At 54.0% G+C, this 23,838-nt stretch carries 27 protein-coding genes; 12 read left to right on the top strand and 15 right to left on the bottom strand.

Annotated features, from left to right (window positions below; genetic code table 11):
• Positions 1–43: 43 nt before the first annotated feature.
• Positions 44–1,312, top strand: coding sequence for an MFS transporter (locus JMI88_RS35565; protein ID WP_201366779.1), 1,269 nt, complete (start codon positions 44–46; stop codon positions 1,310–1,312).
• Between the two features lie 131 nt (positions 1,313–1,443).
• On the opposite strand, the gene JMI88_RS35560 is transcribed toward JMI88_RS35565, so the two are convergent.
• Together JMI88_RS35560 and JMI88_RS35555 are read right to left on the bottom strand one after the other, a co-directional pair.
• Entirely contained in the window at positions 1,444–1,917 is a 474-nt protein-coding gene (locus JMI88_RS35560; RefSeq protein ID WP_201366778.1) for a DinB family protein, read from the bottom strand.
• 58 nt (positions 1,918–1,975) lie between these two features.
• On the bottom strand, positions 1,976–2,383 hold the full coding sequence (locus JMI88_RS35555; protein WP_201366777.1) for a hypothetical protein: 408 nt from the start codon (positions 2,381–2,383) through the stop codon (positions 1,976–1,978).
• Between the two features lie 179 nt (positions 2,384–2,562).
• On the opposite strand from JMI88_RS35555, the gene JMI88_RS35550 reads away from it, so the two are divergent.
• Together JMI88_RS35550 and JMI88_RS35545 are read left to right on the top strand one after the other, a co-directional pair.
• Positions 2,563–3,597, top strand: coding sequence for a hypothetical protein (locus JMI88_RS35550; RefSeq protein ID WP_201366776.1), 1,035 nt, complete (start codon positions 2,563–2,565; stop codon positions 3,595–3,597).
• Between the two features lie 21 nt (positions 3,598–3,618).
• Positions 3,619–4,032 carry an NUDIX hydrolase gene (locus JMI88_RS35545; RefSeq protein ID WP_201366775.1) on the top strand — a complete coding sequence of 138 codons (414 nt, stop codon included), beginning with the start codon at positions 3,619–3,621 and terminating at the stop codon, positions 4,030–4,032.
• A gap of 7 nt (positions 4,033–4,039) precedes the next feature.
• On the opposite strand, the gene JMI88_RS35540 is transcribed toward JMI88_RS35545, so the two are convergent.
• The gene (locus tag JMI88_RS35540; protein ID WP_201366774.1) at positions 4,040–5,941 is read right to left on the bottom strand and encodes a sensor histidine kinase; all 1,902 of its coding nucleotides are present in this window, start codon (positions 5,939–5,941) and stop codon (positions 4,040–4,042) included.
• Positions 5,942–6,292: 351 nt separating this feature from the next.
• On the opposite strand from JMI88_RS35540, the gene JMI88_RS35535 reads away from it, so the two are divergent.
• Positions 6,293–6,751, top strand: a complete 459-nt coding sequence (locus tag JMI88_RS35535) for a hypothetical protein (protein WP_201366773.1) — start codon at positions 6,293–6,295, stop codon at positions 6,749–6,751.
• 4 nt (positions 6,752–6,755) lie between these two features.
• On the opposite strand, the gene JMI88_RS35530 is transcribed toward JMI88_RS35535, so the two are convergent.
• Entirely contained in the window at positions 6,756–7,847 is a 1,092-nt protein-coding gene (locus tag JMI88_RS35530; protein ID WP_236023208.1) for a dipeptidase, read from the bottom strand.
• Positions 7,848–7,978: 131 nt separating this feature from the next.
• Positions 7,979–8,575, bottom strand: a complete 597-nt coding sequence (locus JMI88_RS35525) for a GDSL-type esterase/lipase family protein (protein ID WP_201366772.1) — start codon at positions 8,573–8,575, stop codon at positions 7,979–7,981.
• A gap of 219 nt (positions 8,576–8,794) precedes the next feature.
• Between JMI88_RS35525 and JMI88_RS35520 the strand changes: the two genes are divergently transcribed.
• Positions 8,795–9,538, top strand: coding sequence for a hypothetical protein (locus JMI88_RS35520; protein WP_201366771.1), 744 nt, complete (start codon positions 8,795–8,797; stop codon positions 9,536–9,538).
• 351 nt (positions 9,539–9,889) lie between these two features.
• On the top strand, positions 9,890–10,696 hold the full coding sequence (locus JMI88_RS35515) for a GNAT family N-acetyltransferase (RefSeq protein ID WP_201366770.1): 807 nt from the start codon (positions 9,890–9,892) through the stop codon (positions 10,694–10,696).
• A 79-nt stretch (positions 10,697–10,775) separates the two neighbouring features.
• On the opposite strand, the gene JMI88_RS35510 is transcribed toward JMI88_RS35515, so the two are convergent.
• From JMI88_RS35510 to JMI88_RS35500, 3 genes are all read right to left on the bottom strand, one after another.
• A complete protein-coding gene (locus JMI88_RS35510) occupies positions 10,776–11,711 on the bottom strand; it encodes a DUF4097 family beta strand repeat-containing protein (RefSeq protein WP_201366769.1) in 936 nt (311 codons plus the stop codon).
• A gap of 309 nt (positions 11,712–12,020) precedes the next feature.
• Entirely contained in the window at positions 12,021–12,320 is a 300-nt protein-coding gene (locus JMI88_RS35505; RefSeq protein ID WP_201366768.1) for a hypothetical protein, read from the bottom strand.
• Between the two features lie 94 nt (positions 12,321–12,414).
• Positions 12,415–12,732 (bottom strand): hypothetical protein, encoded by a 318-nt coding sequence (locus JMI88_RS35500; protein WP_201366767.1) that lies wholly within the window; start codon positions 12,730–12,732, stop codon positions 12,415–12,417.
• Positions 12,733–13,041: 309 nt separating this feature from the next.
• Here JMI88_RS35500 and JMI88_RS35495 point away from each other — a divergent pair, with 309 nt between their 5' ends.
• The gene (locus tag JMI88_RS35495) at positions 13,042–14,907 is read left to right on the top strand and encodes an ABC transporter ATP-binding protein (protein ID WP_201366766.1); all 1,866 of its coding nucleotides are present in this window, start codon (positions 13,042–13,044) and stop codon (positions 14,905–14,907) included.
• Entirely contained in the window at positions 14,904–16,736 is a 1,833-nt protein-coding gene (locus JMI88_RS35490; RefSeq protein ID WP_201366765.1) for an ABC transporter ATP-binding protein, read from the top strand. Before JMI88_RS35495 ends, JMI88_RS35490 begins: the two co-directional genes overlap by 4 nt.
• A gap of 30 nt (positions 16,737–16,766) precedes the next feature.
• Here JMI88_RS35490 and JMI88_RS35485 read toward each other — a convergent pair whose 3' ends face one another.
• The 4 genes from JMI88_RS35485 to JMI88_RS35470 form a co-directional block, all read right to left on the bottom strand.
• Entirely contained in the window at positions 16,767–17,048 is a 282-nt protein-coding gene (locus JMI88_RS35485) for a hypothetical protein (protein ID WP_201366764.1), read from the bottom strand.
• A gap of 266 nt (positions 17,049–17,314) precedes the next feature.
• The gene (locus tag JMI88_RS35480) at positions 17,315–17,770 is read right to left on the bottom strand and encodes an SRPBCC family protein (protein WP_201366763.1); all 456 of its coding nucleotides are present in this window, start codon (positions 17,768–17,770) and stop codon (positions 17,315–17,317) included.
• A 232-nt stretch (positions 17,771–18,002) separates the two neighbouring features.
• Positions 18,003–18,371: an ArsR/SmtB family transcription factor gene (locus tag JMI88_RS35475; protein ID WP_201366762.1), complete on the bottom strand. Its 369-nt coding sequence runs from the start codon at positions 18,369–18,371 to the stop codon at positions 18,003–18,005.
• A gap of 85 nt (positions 18,372–18,456) precedes the next feature.
• Positions 18,457–18,918: an SRPBCC domain-containing protein gene (locus JMI88_RS35470; protein WP_201366761.1), complete on the bottom strand. Its 462-nt coding sequence runs from the start codon at positions 18,916–18,918 to the stop codon at positions 18,457–18,459.
• A gap of 291 nt (positions 18,919–19,209) precedes the next feature.
• On the opposite strand from JMI88_RS35470, the gene JMI88_RS35465 reads away from it, so the two are divergent.
• From JMI88_RS35465 to JMI88_RS35455, 3 genes are all read left to right on the top strand, one after another.
• Positions 19,210–19,839, top strand: a complete 630-nt coding sequence (locus tag JMI88_RS35465) for a GNAT family N-acetyltransferase (RefSeq protein WP_236023207.1) — start codon at positions 19,210–19,212, stop codon at positions 19,837–19,839.
• 367 nt (positions 19,840–20,206) lie between these two features.
• Positions 20,207–21,067 (top strand): SDR family oxidoreductase, encoded by an 861-nt coding sequence (locus JMI88_RS35460; protein ID WP_201366760.1) that lies wholly within the window; start codon positions 20,207–20,209, stop codon positions 21,065–21,067.
• A gap of 359 nt (positions 21,068–21,426) precedes the next feature.
• Positions 21,427–21,885: an SRPBCC family protein gene (locus JMI88_RS35455; RefSeq protein WP_201366759.1), complete on the top strand. Its 459-nt coding sequence runs from the start codon at positions 21,427–21,429 to the stop codon at positions 21,883–21,885.
• A gap of 73 nt (positions 21,886–21,958) precedes the next feature.
• On the opposite strand, the gene JMI88_RS35450 is transcribed toward JMI88_RS35455, so the two are convergent.
• The 3 genes from JMI88_RS35450 to JMI88_RS35445 form a co-directional block, all read right to left on the bottom strand.
• Complete coding sequence (locus JMI88_RS35450) at positions 21,959–22,303, bottom strand: GNAT family N-acetyltransferase (protein WP_373323996.1); 345 nt, start codon at positions 22,301–22,303, stop codon at positions 21,959–21,961.
• Positions 22,198–22,485 (bottom strand): hypothetical protein, encoded by a 288-nt coding sequence (locus tag JMI88_RS39855; RefSeq protein WP_236023205.1) that lies wholly within the window; start codon positions 22,483–22,485, stop codon positions 22,198–22,200. Before JMI88_RS39855 ends, JMI88_RS35450 begins: the two co-directional genes overlap by 106 nt.
• Before the next feature lie 143 nt (positions 22,486–22,628).
• Positions 22,629–22,997 carry a VOC family protein gene (locus JMI88_RS35445; RefSeq protein WP_201366758.1) on the bottom strand — a complete coding sequence of 123 codons (369 nt, stop codon included), beginning with the start codon at positions 22,995–22,997 and terminating at the stop codon, positions 22,629–22,631.
• 231 nt (positions 22,998–23,228) lie between these two features.
• Here JMI88_RS35445 and JMI88_RS35440 point away from each other — a divergent pair, with 231 nt between their 5' ends.
• The gene (locus JMI88_RS35440) at positions 23,229–23,804 is read left to right on the top strand and encodes a GNAT family N-acetyltransferase (RefSeq protein WP_201366757.1); all 576 of its coding nucleotides are present in this window, start codon (positions 23,229–23,231) and stop codon (positions 23,802–23,804) included.
• Positions 23,805–23,838 lie beyond the last annotated feature (34 nt).

The raw sequence follows: 23,838 nt of genomic DNA, 5'->3' as shown, positions 1-23,838 counted from the left end.
ATTGTACGTATGGCACTGTCCGCGATTGAGAAAGGATCTACAGGTGTCTACAGTCTCTCAACCACCAGAAAATATATTCTTGACCGGTAATCGCAAACCGCTGAGGCCGCTCTGGCGCAATGCTGGCTTCTTGACCTTGATTGGAGGTCAGGGCATCTCGCTCACCGGAACACAGGTAACCCAGGTGACGCTACCACTGCTTTTGCTGGCTTTGACGAATTCGCCCGCGATCGCAGGCCTGGTGACGTCCATTGGTTCGCTCTCACTACTGCTATTCTGTTTGCCAGCTGGTGCGCTGGTGGACCGCTGGGATCGCAAAAAGGTCATGATCATCTGCGATACCCTGAGCACGCTTGGATTGGTGAGTCTGGCCGTGGCCCTGCTGCTTAATCAGCTTACCCTGATTCACATCGCGATCGTAGCCTTTTGCAATGAGTCACTGGGCATCTTTTTCAGCCTGGCCAACACGTCGGCGCTGCCCGCCGTGGTCGACAAGAGGCAGATACACCAGGCCCTGAGCATCAATGAGGTCATCACTTCCAGTGCCGGCACACTGGGTCCCGCGCTAGGTCCGGTGCTCTTTAGCCTGGGCCGGGCCATCCCTTTTATGGCCGATGCCGCATCAACGGCGCTCTCGGTCTGCTCGCTCTTTTTCATTCGCGTCCAGTTTCAGCAGGAGCGCGAGTCTCCACCCGGAGCGCTCTGGCACGACATCAAGGAAGGGATACACTGGCTCTGGCACCATAAGCTGATCCGCTTCCTGGCCTTGCTCACCTTTGGTTTGATGGCGCCCTGCTCTGGCTATCTCTTGATCATCGACGTGATGGCCCAGCAGATGCACGCCAGCGACGCCGAGCTAGGAATGATCCTGGCCAGCGGCGGCATTGGCAGCATGGTCGGAGCGCTGCTGGCCGGACCACTCTACCGCGCCTTTGGCCTGACGCGCATGATCGTCGGCTCGGTCTGGGTGTGGGCGCTAAGCTGGCTGCTCTTCGCTTTCGCTCACAATCCATTTATGCTGGGGGTCGCCAACTCGCTCGGCTTTGTGATTGTGCCCATCTACATGGTGCAACAACTCAGCATCCGTACGGCCTTAACACCGGATCACCTGCGCGGACGCATCAACGCCGTCTTTCGCCTGATCGCCTTTGGTAGCCAACCGATCGGCCTGGCCGTCAACGGCCTGATGCTCCAATACACCGGCCCCTATGCGACTATCGCCCTGCTCTTTATCCCCCAGATCATCCTGGCCATCTGCGTACTCTTCCAGATCAAATTCCTGCGCCAGATGGAAACAAGTATCGCCGCCTGATCGATAGAGAGAAAAACGTAGGTGCGCCCCTTGCAGGCGCTTGCTTACCTCGCAACAGGAAAGGTGAAAAACGTAGGTGCGCCCCTTGCGGGCGCTTGCTTGCTTCGCGCTCGAAAATGCTCCCTGACGGATTAGGAAAGTAGCTGCTCGATCTGTGAGCAGTGTTCACCTTCGTGGGAGGCCAGGTCGCGCACGATGCCGATCAGGCTCTGGGTACCATAGGTTTCATGGAGGCCGACACGCTGCCAATCTTCAAAAAAGAGTTGTCGCAAGGTAGCCACGATCTCGATGCGGCGCAGGGTGAAGAGGGTCAAGGACTGGTGAATGTCCCGGTTGGCATAGTGGGCAACCTCGGCCCAGCGCCGCTCGTCAAAGGCAACCAGGGGGGCATCCGGGCGCGTCAACAGCATATAGATGCGCGTGGTGACGATATCATCTACCGCGCGCATATGGGCAAATACCTCATGTACCGACCATTCACCTGGAGCTGGCCGACGCGTCAGTTGCGCCGTGGTCTTACCGTTCATCGCACGCACCAGGCGCTCCGGGATGGCCGCCATATGCTGCACCAGTGCCACAATTTCATCCTGATCATCAAATGCCATCGCCAAACATCCTCTCTCAATCAATCCAATTCACAAATACACACCTCTTGCGCACTACCTACTGGCGTTTGCTGGCAACCTTATCGGCGGCACGAAAACGCATGCAAGACCAGGTTTCGTCAAGGGCAATCAAGGAGACGCCGGTTAAGTTATGCTGCGAAACCGCCTCCCACAGAATATCCCGGTTCACATCTGTTCCGGCTTTCGCGCCGCCTTTAGGATAGGCGATCCAGAACAGACCGTCGGGCTTAACGGCCTGCACAGCCGCCGGCAGCGTGGCCTGCAAATCAGCGAGATTCTTGATGAAGAGCTGCACAAAGTCATACTGACCATCTCCTGACTGTACAACTTTCACCCCCGGTGGCAAAGGAGCAAGGGTGTCCAGGTAGCCCGGAGGCGCATGTAAAATAAGGGCGTGCTGTTCCGCTTTAAGCTGCAATTTCTTAGGTAGGGTTGTAGTCGGCATCTCTCTATGATCTCTCCTGTCGCGTAAATACAAAAACATGGCATCCCATTGCATGGAAAGGGTAAAGCACAGGCTCAAAAATGTCAAACGCTGGCTGTATTGCCACCTGGGAATGGAAAGGTTGATATTGCCAGCATGTGCGATACTAACAGAGCAGAAAAAAGAAAGGAATCGCTATTATGGATCTGCAAGCCTGCATCGCTGACGAGCTAGAAGATTGGTATAATCCATATCCCCTGAAACAAATTTTCCAGACAGCCGAGCCACAACTGGTGGTTGAACAGATCAATACGTTCTGTGAACGCGAGCTGGGGAGCTGCATCGCTAGTGCCATCTTCTACGAGGTCAGCATTGGAGTAGTGTGTGGACTACAACTACAAGATGGACGGAAAATCGTGCTCAAGTTGCTCGGTCCGGAAGAGTCGATCGAGCGCCTGCGCGGCGTGGTGCGCGTCCAGCGCTACCTGCTAGAGCAGGGCTATCCCTGCACCCATCCTATCCGCGAACCATTACCGCTGGTCAACGGAATTGCTATGATAGAGGAGTTTGATGATCTGGGTGAATATCACGATGCCCATCAGCCCCTCTGGCGACAGAAGATGGCTGAGCTCCTGGCCTGGCAGTTGCGGCTACTGCGCCAGCCCGAGGAGCGCCTGCCAGACATCAATCTCAAGCTCTTTGATAAGCGCCTGCCGCCAGGCGTCCTGTGGGGCAAGCCGCATAGCAATATCTTCGATTTTGAAGCCACCACACGAGGCGCCGAGTGGATCGATGCCCTGGCCTGGCGTGCCAGGGAAACGCTGGACAATGGCGCTGGTGAACTGATGCTGGGCCATTTCGATTGGAGCACCAAACATATTCGCTATCTCGGCGAGCAGGCACATGTGATCTATGACTGGGATAGCCTGCAGCTAGACAAGGAGCCAGTACTGGTCGGCCATGCCGCCATGACCTTTACCTACATTCCCTTTATGCCCGGCGTGGCTGACTCACCCACCCGTGAGGAGATGCTGGCCTTTATTGCTGATTATGAAACGGCACGTGGGCGTCCATTCAACCCAGACGAGCGGCGCACGCTCGCGGCCGCTATGACTACTTCTATGGCCTATGGGGCTCGCTGCGAGCATAGCCTGGCCCCCGACGAACACGAGTATCCAGCTGGCAGCCGCCGCGCCATCCTGGCCCAATATCAAGGCAACTTTCTCGCAAGCTAGCGAGCAGAAATGGATAGCATAATGACGCAGAATATTCGTCCCCGCGCCGCCGCCGTGGTATTGCGGAACAACAACAGCGAGATCCTGCTGGTCCTGCATCACTGGCGCGATGGAAGCGAGTCCTGGATACTTCCGGGCGGAGGCCTGAATCCTGGCGAGCGAGCTGAGGAGGCCGCCCTGCGCGAGCTGTTTGAGGAGACGGGCCTGCGCGGTCGCAATCCTCGCTTCCTCTTTGAGTCGGCCTATGATAAGGGCATCTCCAGCACCTTCCTGGTTGAAGTCGACCACAATGCCCAGGCCATTCTGGGCTATGATCCTGAAGATGAGGGACAGGAGCATATCATGCTACAGGGGCTGGCCTGGTTTCCCATCGCCGATGTGGCAGAGCTGCCCGAAGTACAGCGTACGCTTGAATGCCTGTGCATCAGTCCATAAGATCAACTCAGATTTGCTCTTTTGCCAGCGGGATAGAAGCCCAGAAGGTTGCGCCATGGTTGGGAATGCTCTCAACGCCAACAGAGCCACGCTGGAGCTCCATCAGGACGCGGCAAATGTAGAGTCCCAGACCGAGATTGGTGCCACTACCGCTCCAATCTTTGACGTCTTTGGCACGCTTAAAGGGGAGCCAGACGCGCTGCTGATCTTCCAGCGAGATGCCGGGTCCCTGATCGATCACCAGGCAGCGCGCTTCATCGCTATCAACCATAAGTTCTATCACGATCGGCTTATTCGGTTGAGTATACTTCAGCGCATTCGAAAGATAGTTGGCAATAACCTGGCTCAAACGATCCGGATCAGCTACAACCATAACTTCTTTCCCTGGCATGCGCAAAATAATCTCTTGTCCTGGATAAATAACTTGAAAATCTTCGGCAACTTCGGTGATGACCCTGGCAAAATCGCATGGCTGCATGTTGAGACGAAGCTTATCAAGCGAGAGGCTGGCCGTATCAAGCATATCATGGATCAAACGATTCTGGATATGGGTATGGCGAATGGATAATTCGACCGCTTCGGAGAAGATTCTCAACAGGCGCTCAACATCTTCTGGCAGATCCTGGTGCTTGAGTTTATAACGGTTGACACGCCGCTGCACCAGTTGGAGGGTGCCGCTAATAGCGGTCAGTGGCGTCCTCAACTCGTGTCCCAGAATACTCATAAGTATGGCTCGGTGCCTCTCCAGTTCCTTTTGCGGCGTCTTATCCATCACATATGCGATACAGGTTTCAGCCTGCTCATCTAATGCTGCTCCCGTCAGGGCAACCTGGATACGTTCTCCGCTACAGGTGAGAAACTCTTTCTCATAGGGTGGGAAAACACCACTGGTCTTTAATTGCTCTAATGCTTGAAAATCCGCATCCAGGTACTCTGGCGGCGTAAGGGTGACCCAGTTGAGCTTCTCCAGCATAACATCATCATGTGTATAACCGAGCATGTTCAGGAACATATTATTGGCTTCTATGATTTCGCCATGCACATTACAAACAATGATGCCGATCACATTGGCATCGGCCAGACGGCGAAATTTGACCTCTCTGGCTCTGAGCGCCTGTTCCGTCTGTCTGGACCTGGTAATGTCAATGAAACAGAGCATGAGGCCATCGTCTTTAGGATAGAACTGCGCCTTCAGCCAACGCTGTAGAGGGACGTAAAAAAACTCAAAGTCGTTGGGGAGCTGCGTTTTGATGGTCCAACGGGCAATCGATACGATCTCAGTCTCGTTAAGATGGGTATCAGACTGCAGGAGTTGCATGACTTCACTGATATATTTGCCACGCACATGCTCAATGTTCAGGTGAAAAACCTTCTCCGCCTGCTGATTTATATACGTACAGCGCCAGTTGGTGTCAAAATGCAGCAAGCCGAGGGTCATATTTTCAAGCAGGAAGCGCAGCGCTTTCAACTCTTTAGCCTGCCGCTCCTCCACTTCGCGCTGGATCGTAATATCGTGCGCCAGGCCAAGCAGGCGTATCATCTCGCCCTGCTCGTTGAAGACGGCTTGCGATTGAAACGATAGCCATAGTTGCGGCCGCCCCTCACGGGCCAGTCGCAGCTCAAAGCTCCATTCACACTGTCCCATAATAGCTTGATTGAACGTCTGCCAGGCGCGATGATAATCATCGGGATGAACATCCTGAAAAAAACTCTCCAGCGTGATCGATTGGACCTCTGGCAAATTCAGAAACGTAGCCATACGCTCATTGAGGACGGTAATGGTCATGCTATCTTTGTTCCATAACCATAAACCGACCTCAGCAATCATCATGTCAAAAAAAGCCTGCTGACTATCGTGCAGTAAAGCGAGAGGAGCAGGCGGTAGTCCATTGGATCCAACCTGGCCCATAACATCATCTTTCCTGGTCGTCAAATATATCTGAAGCACATGTATTCCAGAGTGTTAAAAGTTGAATCACTAATAAAACGTCTTGCTGTACTATAAAGAGACTTTCAACGGCAAGAAGACAACGAAATAGCCCAGGCAAAACAACAACCAGGAACATCAAACTTCTGACTGCTAGCTTCTGGCTTCTAAAATTCTAAAATTCTAGAATTCTAAAATTCGCGCACTTTTTTTCCGCTTTCATAGGAACGACGAGTATAGTTTATATTGAGCGCGATATGCGATATGCGATACTTTACAGGAACAAAAAAGCCCTAAGGCTTGTTCCCAATCACTTATGGAGCTTCTAAGAAGATGAAAAAGATACCATTCATTTCCCTGGCGGGAGTAGTGTTCATAGTTCTGCTCGCGCTGCTGAGCGGCTGCATCAACCAGATAGAAGCACAGGCAGCGGCTCCAACGCCACCTCCTAACGTTCAGCCTGATAGCGTCCAGATCCAGCTTCCCAATCCTCAGGGAGGGATGCACACCGTGACGCTCACAGATCAGGCGTTGGTCAGACAATTGTATGCTACGAGCTATGGGCTACCAGTTCTACCTGAGAACCAGTTCTGTACCCTTGAATATGGACCGCACTATGTGTTGACTTTCCAACAGCATAAGCAGCTACTCGTCGTCATCAAAGCAGAGAACGATGGCTGCCGACCGGTAACGATTGGCAACGAAGCAATCCAGCGCCATGCCACCGATGTTTTCTGGAAGCAACTTGATCAGGCGATCCATGCCGCTACGTCTTCGACCAGATCAGATTGAGTGGTCAGCCCTGGGGCCGCCAGGTCTGGTCGAGGATGCGGAGCCAGTTTTGATGCGTCAATTTACGCAGGGAGCTTTCATCATAACCGTGCTCACGCAGGACGGCCAGCAGGCGCGGTAGCCCCGCGACATCCTGGATCTCCTGAGCAACAGTAATGCCGCCGTCGAAATCGGAGCCGAAGCCCACGCCATCGATGCCGAGGCGCTCCACCAGGTAGTCGAGGTGGCGGATCATCACGCTCAACGGCGTATTGGGATCGTAATAGGCATCCTCACGCAGGTCGGCCACGTCAAAGTTGAGTCCCACTATGCCGCCGGAGGCGCGGATAGCATCCAGCTGGCGATCGGTCAGGTTACGCGAGGAAGGGCAGAGCGCATGCACAGCGCTATGAGTGGAGACCAGGGGAGCCTGTGAGAGGCGCGCCACATCCCAGAAGCCCTGCTCGTTCAGGTGAGCCAGGTCAAGCATGACTCCCAGGCGATTGCAGGCTCGGACCAGGTCTTTGCCGGCCTGCGTCAAGCCGGGTCCAACGTCGGGGGTGTGGGGGAACCTGAAGGGCACGCCGTGTCCAAAGACGTTGGGACGGCTCCAGACAGGCCCCAGTGAGCGCAGACCGGCCTGGTAAAACACTTCCAGCGCATCCAGGTGAGGATCAATGGCCTCGGCCCCTTCAAAGTGAAGGATGATGGCCAGGATACCTTCCTGCAGACAGTGCCGTAGCTCAGCGACGCTGCGCACTACTTTGATCTGCCCCTGAGAAGCGGACTCCAGTTGAAAGAGGCTGGCAGCCACGGCCAGAGTAAGCTGCTGCGCATAGATCGGGTCAACGGCCGGCAGTGGGCGTACCTCGTAGGCGCCATCACTAATGTGCAGATGCTCTTTCAGCAGTTGCGCATGCTGCGGATGACGAGGAAAGATCGCAAAGAAACCACCGGCCAGCCCGCCACGCCTGGCACGTGGCAGATCAATGTGCCCCTCCGTACTCTCGACAAAAAAGTCCTGGCCAACCTGCGCCTGCCGCAACGAAGCCTCATACAGACGCAACAACGTATCATTATGTCCATCGATTACCGGCAAACTATCAACCATAGCCATACGCTATATGCTCCTTTTAATAATCATTGCCATTCTAGCTTATTCTCAATGGAATCACAATTTTCGGAAGCGCATTGCACAATCAATAAGCTTTTTGTCAAATTCATCAAAAAAACAGGCAAGGGCGCGCGTCAGTCGAACCAGGCCTGCCAGGCGGGCCAGTCCTGCACCAGCCGGGCCAGCGCGCTATATCCGCCCGCGCGTGGATGGGCACCGTCATTGGCGAGCGCTTCGGCATTCCAGTCCTTAACCTGGAGCAGGGGGGCAAACACATCCAGATAGGGGATGGTCAATTCATGGCATAAGAGGGCAAACTGGTGGGAGAGCCAGGCGATACGTTGATTCTGCTCGTCATCAGGCATGGGAGGAGGTCCAACCATCAGCGTCGGACGCAGCGTGCGGGCAAGCTGCAGTATCTCTCTGGCGTGCCGCAACGACTCCTGGAGCGCCACGCGCGGCTGGCCGTCTTCATAAACCGTATCATTGACCCCAAAAGAAAAGACCAGCCGCCCATCACAATCAGCTGGTAGTCGCTCCAATACCTCGGCCTGCCAGCGCCGGGCAATCTCATGACTGGTCTGACGACGAATGCCCAGATTGTAATATGTCACCTCATGCCCATTCTGCTGGGCCGCAGCACAGATTCGTCCGGCCCAACCCAGACAAGCCGGATCGCCAGTTCCATTGACAAATGAATCGCCAACAAAACAAATACGTAAATGCTTCATGTCAATCTCCAAGGCATCTATATTTTCTTGCGCTACATATAATCATGCATCGACATATAATGTCTGTACAACATTTATCTTCTCTGTTATAACAGAAAAGATTGTTGGTCAGGCATAACAATTCAAGGGGAGGAAGCTGATAGAAGGGGGCGATGCCGACCATCGTTCCTTTCTCCTCGTGTCCTCCTTCCCTGGCATAAGAAAGGAAATCTCTCTATTATGCGCACAGCTAATTTACACTCGTATCGATTGATGCCGTTACTTTTGCTACTCCTGCTGGCAACGCTGCTGGGGACCATGCTCACAACTGGAACGGCCCGGGCAGCCAGTGAGCCTACCCTCAAGGTGCTGGCATATAACCACGAATTCGATGCTGATAATTGCACGGTTGCCACAGTGGCAGCCAAAGGCTTTTCCACCCCCCACATATCCTTATCAGCAATAGCTACGCTGGCAGCAATCGGAAGCGCAGAGCTCACTGTCAGCCCTGCGCAGGTTGCGGTTGGCGTCGATGGCAACTTCGACGTGAAAGCTAAACTCTGCTATCCGCGTACAGAATTCACGCGCCTGGTCCAGATCACGGACCTGCACATCACGGCAACAGACCCCACCACAGGAGTGCAAGCGGTTTCTGAGCCACTCAACATTACTGATCCGCAGCCCACGCTTCGTGCGTTGCACACCACTGTACCACAACTGACCAGTTGCGCAACAGTGGTGTTGCTCGGCAATAACGTGCTGGCATCACGCCTGGTCCCTAACTATGTCTATATCAGTGGTACTACCCAGGATACAGGCAGCGTCCTGATAGCTCAGCCTTCCATCGTGAATGCCCTGAGTGGCGGCAACATTTCCATTTCCGCCCAGTTCTGCGGCCTGGCCCCCCGTCAAAGCTTTATAGTCCAGGTTTACGATCTTGGCTCGTTCTATAGTTCAAATCAGGTGACCATCAACACCATTTAGCGCCAATCCACAAAGAGCGACCTGCCTCATAAGGGTATAAGGCAGGTCGCTCTTCATATAAATAAATATGTGATTGTGCAAATATTGCGCAAAGCGCAATATTTGCACAATCACATAAAAGAGGTATTGAGCGCCGAAGGCGCGTAGCGTCAGGGGCCGCAGACGCGAGCCCTATGGCTTTCAGACATGCTCTTAATTAATCAAATACAAAGAAAACATTATGCTGATTGCATAATGTTTTCTTTGTATTTGACACTAATACTTGCAAAAAAAGTGTATCCCACGTATGCTATAGAAAGTGTAATCAACCTGAATAAATAAAAAAGCGAGCGAGAAGGTGTTCACATCTTTATGAGCGATATACTTCAAAAAATCAATCCTTCAAGCATTTCAGCCACTATAGATGCCAGCCTCATTGCTTACAGGAGCTGTCTATGTACTTCTTGTGGTGGACAACTTCACCAGGAACCGGGCGTGCTGTGGGCGGAGTCGGAGATAGTCAACGCTGTTCTTCACACAGATCTGCAATTGGATACACTCCCGGCTACCATTGAGCGCGTGAGCAGTCACTTTGCACAGCGCGAGCGTGGTTTCCAGTGGTTTCTAGGACCTTCTGCTCAGCGACAAAACTATGCGGATGCCCTGCTGGCCCACGGCCTGGAACATGACGAGGATGAACCGGGGATGGCGGTTGAGTTGCCAGCACTGCAAGAAGATATTCCGCTGGCCTCCAACCTGACTATTCTCCCGGTTAGCAATTATGAGCAACTGGAACAATGGATTCGCGTCTGGTTGTTTCCGGTCCCCGAAGAGATTGTGCGTAAATATATCACTGCGTACGCAAAAATATCGCTCGGCGCGGACAGTCCTCTACAATTCTACCTGGGTCTACAGGATGGGCAACCGGTAGCGACTGTTTGTGTATTTTATGATGGTAGCGTGGCATCGATTCATTACGTTGTCACACTACCTGAACAACGACACCAGGGAATTGGTGGTGCCATGACCTTGATGGCCGCGCGTGAAGCACGCGCAAAGGGCTATCGAGTCGCCACACTTACAGCCTCCCCATTCGGCATCAATATCTATCGCCGCCTGGGATTCCGCGAGTATGGTACGTTCAGCACATATATCTGGAGTCCGCAGGAAGATATGTAGATGCGCCCCTCCGAGGCGCATAAAGCCCCTGTTCTTTGCGCAGCTGTTAGCTCCTTATCTTCCTTAGCTATTCTAGTTATTATTGATTATCAACGTCGATGGAGCCGTTGAGCGTCTTGATAGTGACAATGGCTGCATTAGGATCGTTGGTTGCAGTATTCAGATGATTGTTTACATCGCCGTGCATAGTATTTGTAGACACTGCGGCAACATCACCTTTGGGCAAACGCACGCTGACACTACCGTTATAGGTCTCGAAATCATAGCTGCCTTTAGGGTCAAGCGAGCCATCGAAGCGGATCGGCCCATTGGCGGTCTTCAACGTCGAACCATCGTGCAGGGTAGTGTTGTTAACGCTGATTTCGCCATCGCCAGCTGAGATATTTAATTTGCCAGTCACCCCGTCGATATCCACAGGGCCGATGGGCATATCGACAGTGAGCTGCATATCCTTTGGTACTGTTAGATCGATATTTCCACCGTCGTTTGAGCCAAAGTCTGATTTGCCAGACATGACCTGCTGCAGCGTGATGACGCCATTATCGCTGCTCCCCTTGACGTTTATATTGCCGCTAGTATTCACCTGCACCTGGCTTGTATTGCCAGTATGGATATGTACGTTGCCTTTTATACCATGAAATATCAACTGGCTACCAGTATAGCTAAATGAGGTGGTAACTGGCTGAGGTTTGCTCTCCATATTCATTGGGTGATGAACACTCCTCACGGAGGCGCTCGCCCCCCACACTAAAGCCAGCACCACAATGATGCCGATAATCCAGTTACGCGTGCGGTGCGTGCGTCGAGGCGGCCGGGGCCTTAGTTTTTCACCCTGACCATAGGAAGCAGTATATCCATCAGGGGGAACTGGTGAATAATACTCCTGTGGCCCCACAGGCTGCTCGCGCGGATCACGATTGATATCGCGCTGAACCTGGCTTTCAGCATAATATTGAGGAGCATACGGGCGCTCCTGCGGCCACTTCTCATCGAACTGGGATTGCTGCTGGGACATGATCGCCCTCCATGCGCTATATTATTCTCTACCAAGCAATCATAAGTCAGTTATAGCTTGTATTGTTTGCAAAATAATAACCGTGACAAGAACTATACGGTTAGCAACTGGTTGAGTTACAAAAAAGGCCAGCGGTCATATGGGCGAGAAATAAGAGCTGAAAAACCAGGTGAGAGAAATTGTATCGCGATAAGCACAAAAAAAGTGGGCCAACTATCAATGTGGCCCACTGGTGGAAAACTATCAGCCTGGGTAGGAAGCGTTTGGGAACGCCACTCACGCACAGGCTGGCTCCGGAGATTTTAGATTTTACAACAGGCCGTCCTGGCCGGATTGCGGGTCATTAACATTGTTGTTACTGCTGCCGCCGCCGAAAGCTCCGCCCAGGTTGCCCATGCGGCTGGCGGCCTCGTTCTCCAGTTGCCTCTGCAAGCCATCCAGAATGCCTGAAACTGCCTGCTTGGCCTCTGGCGTAAAGCGCTCTCCTCCAGGCACGCGACCGGCATATTGATCGATGACATCTCCAATATGATCTTCGAGCTGCTGGCGAGCAGCGTGCAGGGAATCGTCAATAAAGCCCTCTTGTTGTGGATTACCCTGGTTTTGCATCGCTATCCCTCCTACTTGATAATAGAATCTAAAGCTTTTCTTCTATTACGTTCAGGAGGCCCGCCACGCTTCTGGCTCAGGAATAGTCAGTCCATTAAGGCTTCGGCTCTTGCTGGATAAGGGTGCCATCCTCGCCGATCTTAAATATCTGGGCAGCCTCATCAATGTACTGACCATCGGGGGTAATCTGGAATGTGCTGGCAAAGCCCGGTTGCGCGCCAATGGCGCTGATGCTCTTCTGGTAGATGCCCGGCTCTAGATCCGCCAGGTAGTCACCGCCCGTGACGCCACTTGCCAGCACCACATTTTTCCAGCTTGCATCTTGCTGGTTGCTGGAAGCCTGTCGATCGATACGGAACTCACCCGCCGCTGGCAGGCGCAAATCCACTGGAATGTTAACACGTACTTTCATGGGAACACGCCCCTCCCTCTATAATCCTATATTATCTATCCCATTGCTATAGCCGAAAAATAGGAAAATATTATCCTATTGCTCATTAGACTCAAGTATTTCCGCATAAATTCCAGATATACCACAAAATCATAATGCATCTTATATCGATATAAGATGCATTTTACTCTCCTGGCAACCTTATTATACCATGCTCGTCAATTTCCGCACAACGTCCAAATGAGCGATCTATTTTTTCGCGTCTCCGGCTATACTTCTAACGCGTCTGTTTTGTTGTGCCTGTCTCATCACTGTTAGAAAGATACATGCATGTCTCTGCAACAACATTTGCGTCTAACTATTCAACGGCTCTACTCTAGTGGTAGACTCATCTGGTCCGTTGTGCGACTGACCTGGCTGGCCTGTCCACTGCTGGTGGCGGTCATCCTCTTGCTGCTGGCGCTTGAAAGCCTGCTCCCACCCTTGAATCTCTGGCTAACTCGTTGCGTACTGGATAGCATTACCGCCATGATGCACGTCGGCTCGTCGTCCGATCCGCTGGCGACGCGGCTTCCGCTGGCATGGTGGATCGCGCTCGCGGCGCTGAGCATTATCCTCAATCAACTGATCCAGTTGACGGGTCAGAGCCTGCAACACCTGGCCTCCGACCGCGTGACCACGTTTGTGGATCTGCGGATCATCCAAGTCACTAATCGCTGGCAAGGTTTAACGCGTTTTGAAGATCCTACGCTGGCCGACGATCTGATGCGCATCCGTACATCTGCTAATCAGGTTGGCCTGACGTTGGTGATTAAGGGGACAAGAGGCATCGTCAATCTCTTGACGTTACTGACGGTCACAATCATGCTCTGGCAGTGGCAGCCGCTGCTCACGCTGCTGCTGTTGCTGGCATCGCTGCCCACGGCGCTCCTGTTCACCGCCTACTACATAAATGTGGCGCGCCACCTCTACTGGCTGACGCCGCACACGCGTCGCCTCGAATACTACCGCAATACCGTGTTGACCCCCGAGCCCGCCAGGGATGTGCGCTTATATGGGCTGGGACCTTTTTTTCAGAACTGCTACCAACAACTCTATGAGCAGAGCATGGAGCAATTTGAGCACCTGCAACGCCGCTCAGCTGTGCGCATGACGATGGCCCAGGTTCTCTCTACGGCAACGGCGGGCGTCTGCTTCCTCTGGCTGGTCTGGCAGGCGCTCCACGGACAACTGAGCATCGGCGGGCTGGTGCTCTATAGCGGCGCGGTCCTGTTGCTGCAACAGACTCTGCTCGCAAGCGTCGACGTGCTCCAGGCCTTGCCCCAGGAACTGCCCTTCCTACCGGCACTCTTCCGCGTGCTGAAGGCGCCACCAGATCTGCCTGCGGTCCAGCAGCCACTGCCAGCGCCGCGTCCAATGCGCCACGGCATCGCTTTTGAGCATGTCAGCTTTACCTATCCGGGCCAGGCAGAGCCGACCCTGCGGGACGTCTCGTTTCAACTGGCCCCCGGCGAGAACGTGGCCCTGGTTGGCCATAATGGCGCTGGCAAGACCACCATCGTCAAGCTCTTGCTGCGCCTCTATGATCCTACCGAGGGGCGCATCCTCCTGGATGGTCAGGATCTACGCACGTATGACCTGGCCGCGCTGCGCCGGGAGTTCGGGGCGATCTTTCAGGATTTTGTGCACTACGACCTGACGCTGGGCGAAAATATCGCGCTGGGTCAGATCGATGCCCTGGCCGATCAGGAAAGATTACTCCAAGCTGCCAGGCAGGCGAATGCCGGAACGCTGGTAGAGGAGTTATCGCAAGGACTGGATACGCTGCTCGGGCGCTCATTCGGAGGACAGGAGCTGTCGGGTGGACAATGGCAGAAGGTCGCGCTGGCCCGCGCTTTCGTGCGCGATTGCCAGTTGCTGGTGCTGGATGAGCCGACCGCCGCACTGGATGTGCAGACCGAATATGAGCTCTACCAGCGCTTCCATGAACTTACGCATGAACGCATGACCATCCTGATCAGCCATCGCTTCTCCACTGTACGCATGGCCGATCGCATGCTCTACCTGGCCGCTGGTCGTATCCAGGAAACGGGCAGCCACGAAGAGCTGATGGCTCTGAACGGCGAGTATGCGCGCCTGTATCGACTGCAGGCCTCACAGTATCTGGCAGAACAAGCATCCGAGGTGCAAGCATGAAGAAGATGAGCCGCTCGCTGGCTACGGTGATTCAGGACCTGAGCACCCTGCGCCGTGGTCTCGCCCTGCTTTTTACGGCCGCCCCGCTGGCGGCCATCTGCTATCTGGGCTTTATACTGACCGATGGCCTGGCGCCGGTGCTTCAGGTCTGGCTGCTCAAGCTGGTCGTCGATTCACTGACAGGAACGCCCGCACAACCCGCGCGCACCATGCTCTACGCGGGCTGCTATGCCGCGACCCTGATCGTACCGGGACTACAGCAAGCCACCGAGGGTATGCTGATCTCCAGCCTGCAGCGCCGGGCAGCCGCGACCATCGATCGACATATCATGCAGGCAGCCAGCCGGCTGGTGGATCTACAAAAAGTTGAGGGTCCTGGCTTTCAGGACGAGGCGCGCTTGCTGCAAGAGGCGCTACAGCCCCTCTACTGGACCTGGGTGCGCATACGCAATGGCAGCCGGATGACGATCGCGCTGCTTGGATTGCTGTTGCTGCTGGCGCGCTTACAGCCGCTCTTCCCGCTGCTTCTGCTGCTGGCCAGCATTCCACATCTGCTGGCGGAGCGACGCGGCAATCAGGCCATGTGGCAATCGATGGCCGATCGCTCACGACCAGCGCGTGAGATGGACATGTATGTGGGACTCCTCACCGAGCCAACCGCCGCCAAGGAAATACGCGTTTTCGGGCTGGGAGACTTCTTTCTGCGCCGCTTTCAGGCACGCGCCGAGCAGGCCCTGCGCGAGCTGACGCGGCTGCGGCTGGCCGAGATCCGCTACGCCCTGCTCTGTGGCGGCCTCTACATCCTGGTCCTGGGAGGCGGTTTCTGGTATGTGGCGGCCCAGACGGCGGCGGGGCACCTCACGCTGGGAGACGTCGCCCTCTACCTCAACAGCGTCATCCAGGCCCAGGGACGCCTGGCCATCATAGCGGCGGCCGGCGGTGAACTCTACTCATCTATCCTCTGGATGCGCCGCCTGTTCACCTTTGCAGACCAGGCCCAACCAGCCATCCCGCTGGCCAACCCGGGACTAAGCGCTCCAGCCACTCCACAAACGGGCATCCAGCTCCAGCAGGTCAGCTTTAGCTATGCCGAACAGGCCGCTCCTGTACTACATGAAATATATGCCCTGCTGCCCGCCGGCAAGTTGACCGCACTGATAGGCGTCAACGGGGCGGGCAAAAGCACGCTGGTCAAGCTGCTGGCGCGCCTCTACGATCCCGGCAGCGGCGCCATTCTCCTGGACGGACAGGACCTGCGCACCTACGAGCTCGACTCGCTGCGCGGCCAGCTCGCAACGGTGCCGCAGGACTTCGCGCACTTCGCCCTGACCCTGCGCGAGAACATCAGCATCGGTGGCCTGAACAGCAAACAGCAACCGCTCTCGGTCGAGGAGGCCGCCCACTGGTCAGGGGCCGACGAAGTCGCGTGCAAGCTCCCTGACGGCTACGACACCCCACTCACCAGGCGCTTCGATGGTGGCAGCGAGCTCTCAGGCGGCGAGTGGCAGAAGATCGCCCTGGCCCGCAGCTTTATTCGCCAGGCTCCCCTGCTCATCCTGGATGAACCCAGCTCAGCACTGGACGCCGATGCCGAACACCAACTCTTCGAGCGCATCAAAACCCTGGCCAAAGGTAAGACCGCGCTCATGATCAGCCATCGCCTCTCCACCGTGCGCCAGGCCGATCAAATCCTGGTCCTCGACCGCCAGCGCATCGTCGAGTCTGGCACCCACGACCAGCTACTCGCAACCGGTGGCCACTACGCCACCCTCTACGAAATGCAGGCAGGCCGCTACCGCGACAAACCTGAGCGCAGGGAATTCCCATAGGTCCGGACCTTGCGCCCAATACTTTCAACTTTAGACCAAGGTACAAAAACTCTTGAGACAAAAGAGGGGGCCAATGAGCAAAAGAAGTTCGCTGTTCGTCACACAGAAAAAGACCATATATTCTGGTTGTGATGAAAGGAACTTCTTCATGCCTAGTTTACCCATCAAAACCCGGATGACAAGATCTGCTGCCTGATTGATATGAATGTCTTCGAGGCCTGTTTTCCCTCCTCGCTCATCGAGGACATTCTCGCCATCCGTGTTCCCTACGAGCGTGGTGACGGCTGGCGGCGAGTATCTCCTATTCGCCAAAGGCAATCAACCCACCTTGCCGGGGGATCTGCGCCTCTTTTTTCGCGAACCTCCGCTTGATTGCCGCGATTGGCGAGAGGCCAAGATCGTGAACAATTGCGCTTGGTAAAGGCCGTCACTCCGTTCACGAAAAGGGATGTTGGTGCAACTGGAGGATACCAGGTGCAAGCGCGCATATGAAACTCTTTGAAGAAAGGGCTCCCTGTCAATTTGGCAAGGACCCCTTTCTTCAAATCCAGTGGCATATTTGGGTTGGTAGATCAGCCTTAATCTAGCCCTTTTCCCTGTGCGGGGTACCCTTTGCCTGTGGTAATGAGGTCGTGCAAACTCTCGGTGATTAAAGATCCCCAGGCGCCTGAACAGTTATTGTAACACGCGAAGGTAGGAACCAGGCCAACATGCGTAAAGAGAAGTTCGGTTTTGTCGTCCTTCCTGGTAATCTCAAAGACTATATTCGTGTCTGTCCACTCGTCTTTATCTTCGACGAAGTTAAGCTGGCTATCCAGGACGTGCCAGGCAACCTTTTTCTCTGGCACCAATTCAGTGATCTTCTGCGTGCTGTAGTGAATATCCTTGTAGCGGTATGTAAACTCCACGCCGAGTTTATCGGTACTTCCGTTTATTTCTCCTGCCCACCAGCCGCGAACATTGTTCACAGCTGCAAAGACTTCTGCGGGAGATTGGTCTACGGTAAAGGTTATAGTGTAATTTTGATTATTCATGGCTCAATCCTTTCAGAAAGAGACACTACTATTCTGTCTCTTTTCTGGTTATCTAGTTGACCTGATCTACTCTTGTTCATACAATACATGTTTGAGCGAAACGACGAACGGCATCCAGATGAGTCGCATCAGAGAAATCAGCGGGCTCTCATACGACTCTCGCGCAGTCTCGTGATCTTCTCGATGTGCTGGGCCCCTCGAAATGAAAGGGTGGATCTCTGTGCCAGGGAGCTTACTCCTCCCTGGCGCTATGATCTTTCACCTGCGCAGATGGTGTGCTTGGTTCCTCAAGCAGATAGCTCCGCAGGGCCGCGAGACGCTGATCCCATTGGGCTTCAATGGCCCCAATCCAGGTCGTGACGGTCTGTAACGCCTCTGGCCGTGGCACATACCGCCGCTCCCGACCCGTCTCGCGGGCCGTGACGAGACCGGCCTGCTCTAAGGTCACCAGGTGCTTGATGATTGCTTGACGCGTGATAGGCAAACGGGTGGCAAAGCCCGCTGCTGTCCCTGAGCCTTCTTCACACAAGTGTTGCAACAACAGACGACGCGTGGGATCAGCGAGAGCCAGAAAGACTCGCTGCGTCTGTGAATCAGTCATCACCTGTTTCTCCTCTTTTCTTGGTGAACTGCGCTTGTGCATCACCTCCAACAAGCAATACAAACGGGCCAGGACCGCTCAGGCACTACACGACTTCCTGGCTCTGGAGGTAAGCACGCAACCCGTTCAGGCACCCTTGCCAGCCATCCTGGTTGCCGCGATAGAGTTCCTCTGCCGGAACAGGCTGAGGCTGGGAAGCAAACCCCGACTCAACCAGCGTCAAAAGAGTCCCCTCGGCACGTTCTTCCAGGGTAATTTCCACCAATGTGCTGGGTACGATGTCAAATGTGATCTCGGGGTGACCAATAGCATAGGAAGGCCAGCGAAAGGCAAAACGCTGTATTGGCTCGATCACCTCGATCGTACCAGGATAGGGGCAAGGTTTATTTTCCCAGCGAAGTTGGATGGCACCGCCCACGCGAAAATCCATACCACTCACTACCCCAAACCAGTGGGCAAGCTGTTCTGGTTTCGTGACGGCATCCCAGACACGCTCACGCGGGACGGGCAAAAGTATGGTTCGTTCGATACGATCAGAAAGGGTCATAGGATCTCCTCTCAAGTGACGCGAAATGCGCATGTCTTTTTTATATACGCAACTTTCAGGTTGCTTATTCGAGAGTATACCAGAAAAAACCGCAATAAGCAACCCCGAAGTTGCGTTTTTTCGGGGGATCAGAAACAAGAGCAAGATTCGAGAAGTTGTGGGAGCGAACCTATCTGGCTATGAGCCGAATACTGTTGGTATTTACATATAGAGTTGCAACAGGGTGATAGAGTATGCCTAGTACTCAAGGGGCAGTTCTATCAATTCATCATTGGACAAAGGGAGAAACACATGGAAGAACGAGACGAACGAGACGCGCCAAAGATCGGTGAATGTTCCTTTATCGGTAGGCAGGCCGTGGGCGGGAAACCCGCCCACACGGAATCGAAGGAGGACAGGGGAACCGGGTTGGAATCGATACCGCGCCTCCAACTACCTATGCCAGACCTTCAGTTGGTCCGCCTCGACCATGCGCCTGCCCTGCTTGCGTTCGAGCGGGAGAATCGGGCCTACTTCGCGGCGGTGATACCGGATCGGGGGGACGAGTTCTTCGCCGAGTTCGACACGCGGCATGCGCAACTGCTCGAGCGGCAGGCAGCCGGGACGGATTACTTCCACTTGCTGGTGGCCGAGGGCGGCGAGGTGGTGGGGCGGGTGAACCTGGCCGAAGTGGCAGACGGGTCGGCGGAACTCGGGTACCGGATCGCGCAGAAGGCCGCGGGGCAGGGACTGGCCACAGCGACGGTGCGCAAGGTGCGTGAGCTCGCCGTCACAGAGTACGGACTCGCCAGGCTGCGCGCGAGAGTCACGCTGGACAATCCGGCCTCGCGCAAGGTGCTTGAGCACAACGGATTCGTCGCCGTCGGTGAGCTAACGCTCAACGGCAAGCCAGCCATGTCCTACATCTGCGAACTTCGGTGACGCGTTGAGGTGCTCAACCTTCGCGCCAAAATCCCACCCTTCGCACCAAAAAGTGTCTAACCTTCGCGCAAATTACCATTAACAACAAGGCACGCGAAAAATCAAGAAGAAAAGCGATACGTAGGTGCAGACGTTAACGTCTGCATCTACGTATCGCTTTTCTTTTCGCTGCTTTTATCTCTATTATGCTTAAATGAAATTTATTGTTTCTGTAACTCGATTTTTCCTGGTAAAAATAACATGTGGGAATAGAACCACAGCGATATTGTTTATCATATGTGAAGTTCTACTCATCATTTTATGTAACCTTCTTTTACCTACGAGCTGGCATAATGCAGCATAAAACGAATAGCGAAAGGATGACCACATGGGAAATACAGAAATGCAAGGCAAGGTCTGCCTGGTCACCGGGGCAAACAATGGCATTGGTAAGATAACAGCACTGGAGTTAGCCCAACGCGGAGCGACTGTGATCCTGGTTAGCCGCAACCGGGCCAAAGGCGAGGCGGCGCAAGCCGAGATTAAGAGGCTGAGCGGCAACGATAAGGTAGATCTGCTTATCGCCGACATGTCTTCGCTGGCCTCGGTGCGCCAGCTGGCACAGGAGGTCAAGGCAAAGTATCCACAACTGCATGTCCTGCTCAATAACGCAGGCGCCATGTATACGAAGCGCCAGGAATCCGTCGATGGCATTGAGAACTCCTTTGCCACCAACTATGTCGGCCCCTTTCTGTTGACCAACTTGCTGCTCGACCTGCTCAAGGCCAGCGCGCCCGCTCGCATCATCAATGTCAGCTCGATGGCCCACAAAATGGGCAAGATAGACTTCGACGACCTGCAGAGCGAGAAGAGCTACGGCGCCATGCGCGTCTATGGGTCCGCCAAGCTGGCCCTGACGCTCTTTACCTATGAGTTGGCCCGCCGCCTCGCAGGCACAGGCGTCACCGTCAACAATCTCCATCCCGGGGTCGTGGGGACCGGCTTCTTCGGCGATGGCTTGCTTGGTCGCCTGAGCAAGCTCGTCATGCTCACACCCGAAAAGGGAGCCCAGACCTCAATCTATCTGGCCACCTCACCCGACGTCGCCAACGTCACCGGCAAATATTTTGAGAAGAGCAAAGCTACTCCCTCCTCCAAAGCTTCCTACGACGAGCAAGCCGCCAAAAAGCTCTGGCAGATCACTGAACAACTGATCGAACAGAAATCCACCCAGAGCGCAAGCGCATAAACACAAATAATAGTCTGCGCAACTTTTTTGCCCATAGTAGGCGAGAATTACGTGTTTTTTAGAGGATATTGTCGGCGAGGGAGGGCACGTTTTTTGGTACGTGCCCTCCCTCGCCGAGGGTAGCACGAAGTCGCGTTATTGCGAGACGCGCAGCACGATTTTCCCGCGCACACAGGAATTACCAGTGGAGCTTGATATGAGAATATCTCCATCGAAACAATCATGGTATGGCTGCGACAAAACCTCACTCCCCTGGTCCAACAATTCCTGACCGTTGTGCGTAACGTATTGAAAAGCCACGCCAGGTAACGAGAAAACGTAGGTGGCCTTAGACGAGCTTTTTGCTCTATAATAGAGGTATGCCAACTATTTATTTAGAAACTTTGATAAAAGCTCCTGTTGAGCGTTGCTTCGATCTCTCGATCAGCGTTGATACCCATAGTGGTTCTATGAGCCACACGCGTGAGCGTGCTATCGCGGGCGTGACATCAGGTTTGATGCAGTTGGGAGATGTCGTGACCTGGGAGGCGGTGCATTTTGGGGTGAAGCAGCACCTGACCTCGAAGATCACCGCCTATGAGCGGCCAACGCGCTTCGTTGATGAAATGGTACAGGGCATCTTTCAAGAGATTATGCATATACACGAATTCCGTTCTCTGACCAACGGTAGTACCTTGATGTGCGACACCTTCACCTTCCGTGCTCCTCTAGGGATACTCGGCAGGCTGGCCGAGGTGTTCTTCCTCACTCACTATATGCATAAACTCCTGCTGGACAGAAATCAATATATCCAACAGCTCGCCGAGAAAGACACTTAGAGAGCTATGCCTCTCCACCATTCCATCGCGCAAAAGCAACAATAAAAGAGAAAATATGACGATGGCCGCAATTTTAGTGTTGCGTTTGCGTATCTGGTTCGCATGTGGCAATCAGAGTTACGGATGACTCGTGAGGCTGCGAGATGCCTGCATCGCGAAACCCGTAGCGCTCATAAAGCCGCAGCGCGGGATTTTTGCGATCAACGGAGAGGCTGAGGGCTGGCCTGCCCTGCTCAGATGCGGCACGCAGGAGGACCTGCAGCAGCGCACCCCCAACGCCCAATCCACGAGCTTTCTCGTGCACCCCAATCGTCAGCTCTGGAATGGTAGCTGCGACAAAGCCATATCCAGGCGCGTCAGTGGGAAAGAGCCGATACCAGGCCGCACCGAGCGGCACCTGCCGGGCATCAACGGCAATCCAGCCAGTATCTCCTTCTCTCCCCAGCCAGCCAGATATTTCTGGTTGGTTGGTAAGGAAAGAGCCTGCTCGCGTCCAATCGCACGCATCGTCTCGTCAACGGCGACCGCTTCGTACAGCATATCCCAGAGAAACGTCAAATCTCCAGCCTCGACCGGTCGTAGAGTATATATAGAGGACAAAGAAACTTCCTTTCAGCCAAACAACTTTTGCTTGTTTATACAAATATGTTTCCGCATTCTCCACTAAATCGCTTTTAGCGTCAACCACTAGATGGAATCTGTTGATTCCTCTCTACACAACCAGATCAAGGCCAGCGCGTTCTTTACTTTGGCTGGCAAGCCATCAGGATATTGCCATCGGGGTCTTTGAAGGCGAAGAAATAGACGCTACCGATGTCCTGAATCTCGCTGCAAATCTCTGCTTGCTTCTCGCGCAGGAAGTGATACATAGCCTGAATATCTTCTGTTTCCAGCAGGAAGAGTGGATGCCGCCCATCAGCCTCCGTCAGCGCAGTATTGGCGTCAAGCATCAATCCCAACCCCTCAGGCTGCAATGGTAGATCATAAATAGTTCCTTCGTGACTGGGAGTAGAAACAGGCGTTCCCAGCAGATCACTATACCATTGAATGGCATTCGACATGTTTGAGACATGGACACAAATACTGCGCACACGGTTCACAGGCTTATACACTATCGTTTCTCCTTATGTTATGTGTGGAGAAGAAAAATGCATCTCCTCCACAATGCTCGGCAAGCATACGAAACATGCTCGCACACTCACACTATTCCTCCGGCCACCCAAAAAGAGGAAGAGTTTCTGCCAGTGCTTAGCAGTATTGCTGCCACAGTTGCAAGGCGGTATTATCCATGCGATAATCTCTGCTAATATCTGCTACAGCATATATATTGAGAAGGATTATTCATGCAAAATAACTCTTTTGAGAGCATACAGCACACTCTACTAAAAAATAATCTCCAGCTTACATTGCGCCCAGCTCGACCTGAGGATGCGGAGCAACTACTTGTTTTTGTTGAGCAGATAGCGGGCGAGAGCGAGAATATTACTTTCGGTCCAGGTGAGTTTGGGATGACCGTAGAGGAGGAACGAGCTTTTCTCCAGCAGGTCGCTACGATCCCAACCAGCCTTTATCTGGTCGCCGAGGTTGCGGGCGAGATCGCCGGGACGCTGACCTTTAGCACTGGCAAACGTTCGCGCATACGACATGCAGGAGAGTTTGGCGTCAGCGTTTTGCGCAAATACTGGAACCTTGGCATTGGCCGCCATCTGCTCACATACTTGATTAGCTGGGCCAGGCAGACGCGGATTATTCGAAAAATTAATTTGCGCGTGCGCGTCGATAATCTGGCGGCCATTCATCTCTATGAAAAGGCCGGCTTCGTCCAGGAGGGGCGCATCAGCCGCGAGTTCTACCTGCACGACCAGTTCATCGATGTGTATCATATGGGCCTGGAGATTGATCCTCTGCCAGAAACGTAGACAATCACACGATAACAGCTTGCGAATTGCTCAG

The sequence above is a fragment of the Dictyobacter formicarum genome (assembly GCF_016587435.1).
Note: the sequence above shows the minus strand (reverse complement) of the source record. Positions and strands in the feature narration are given on the sequence as shown.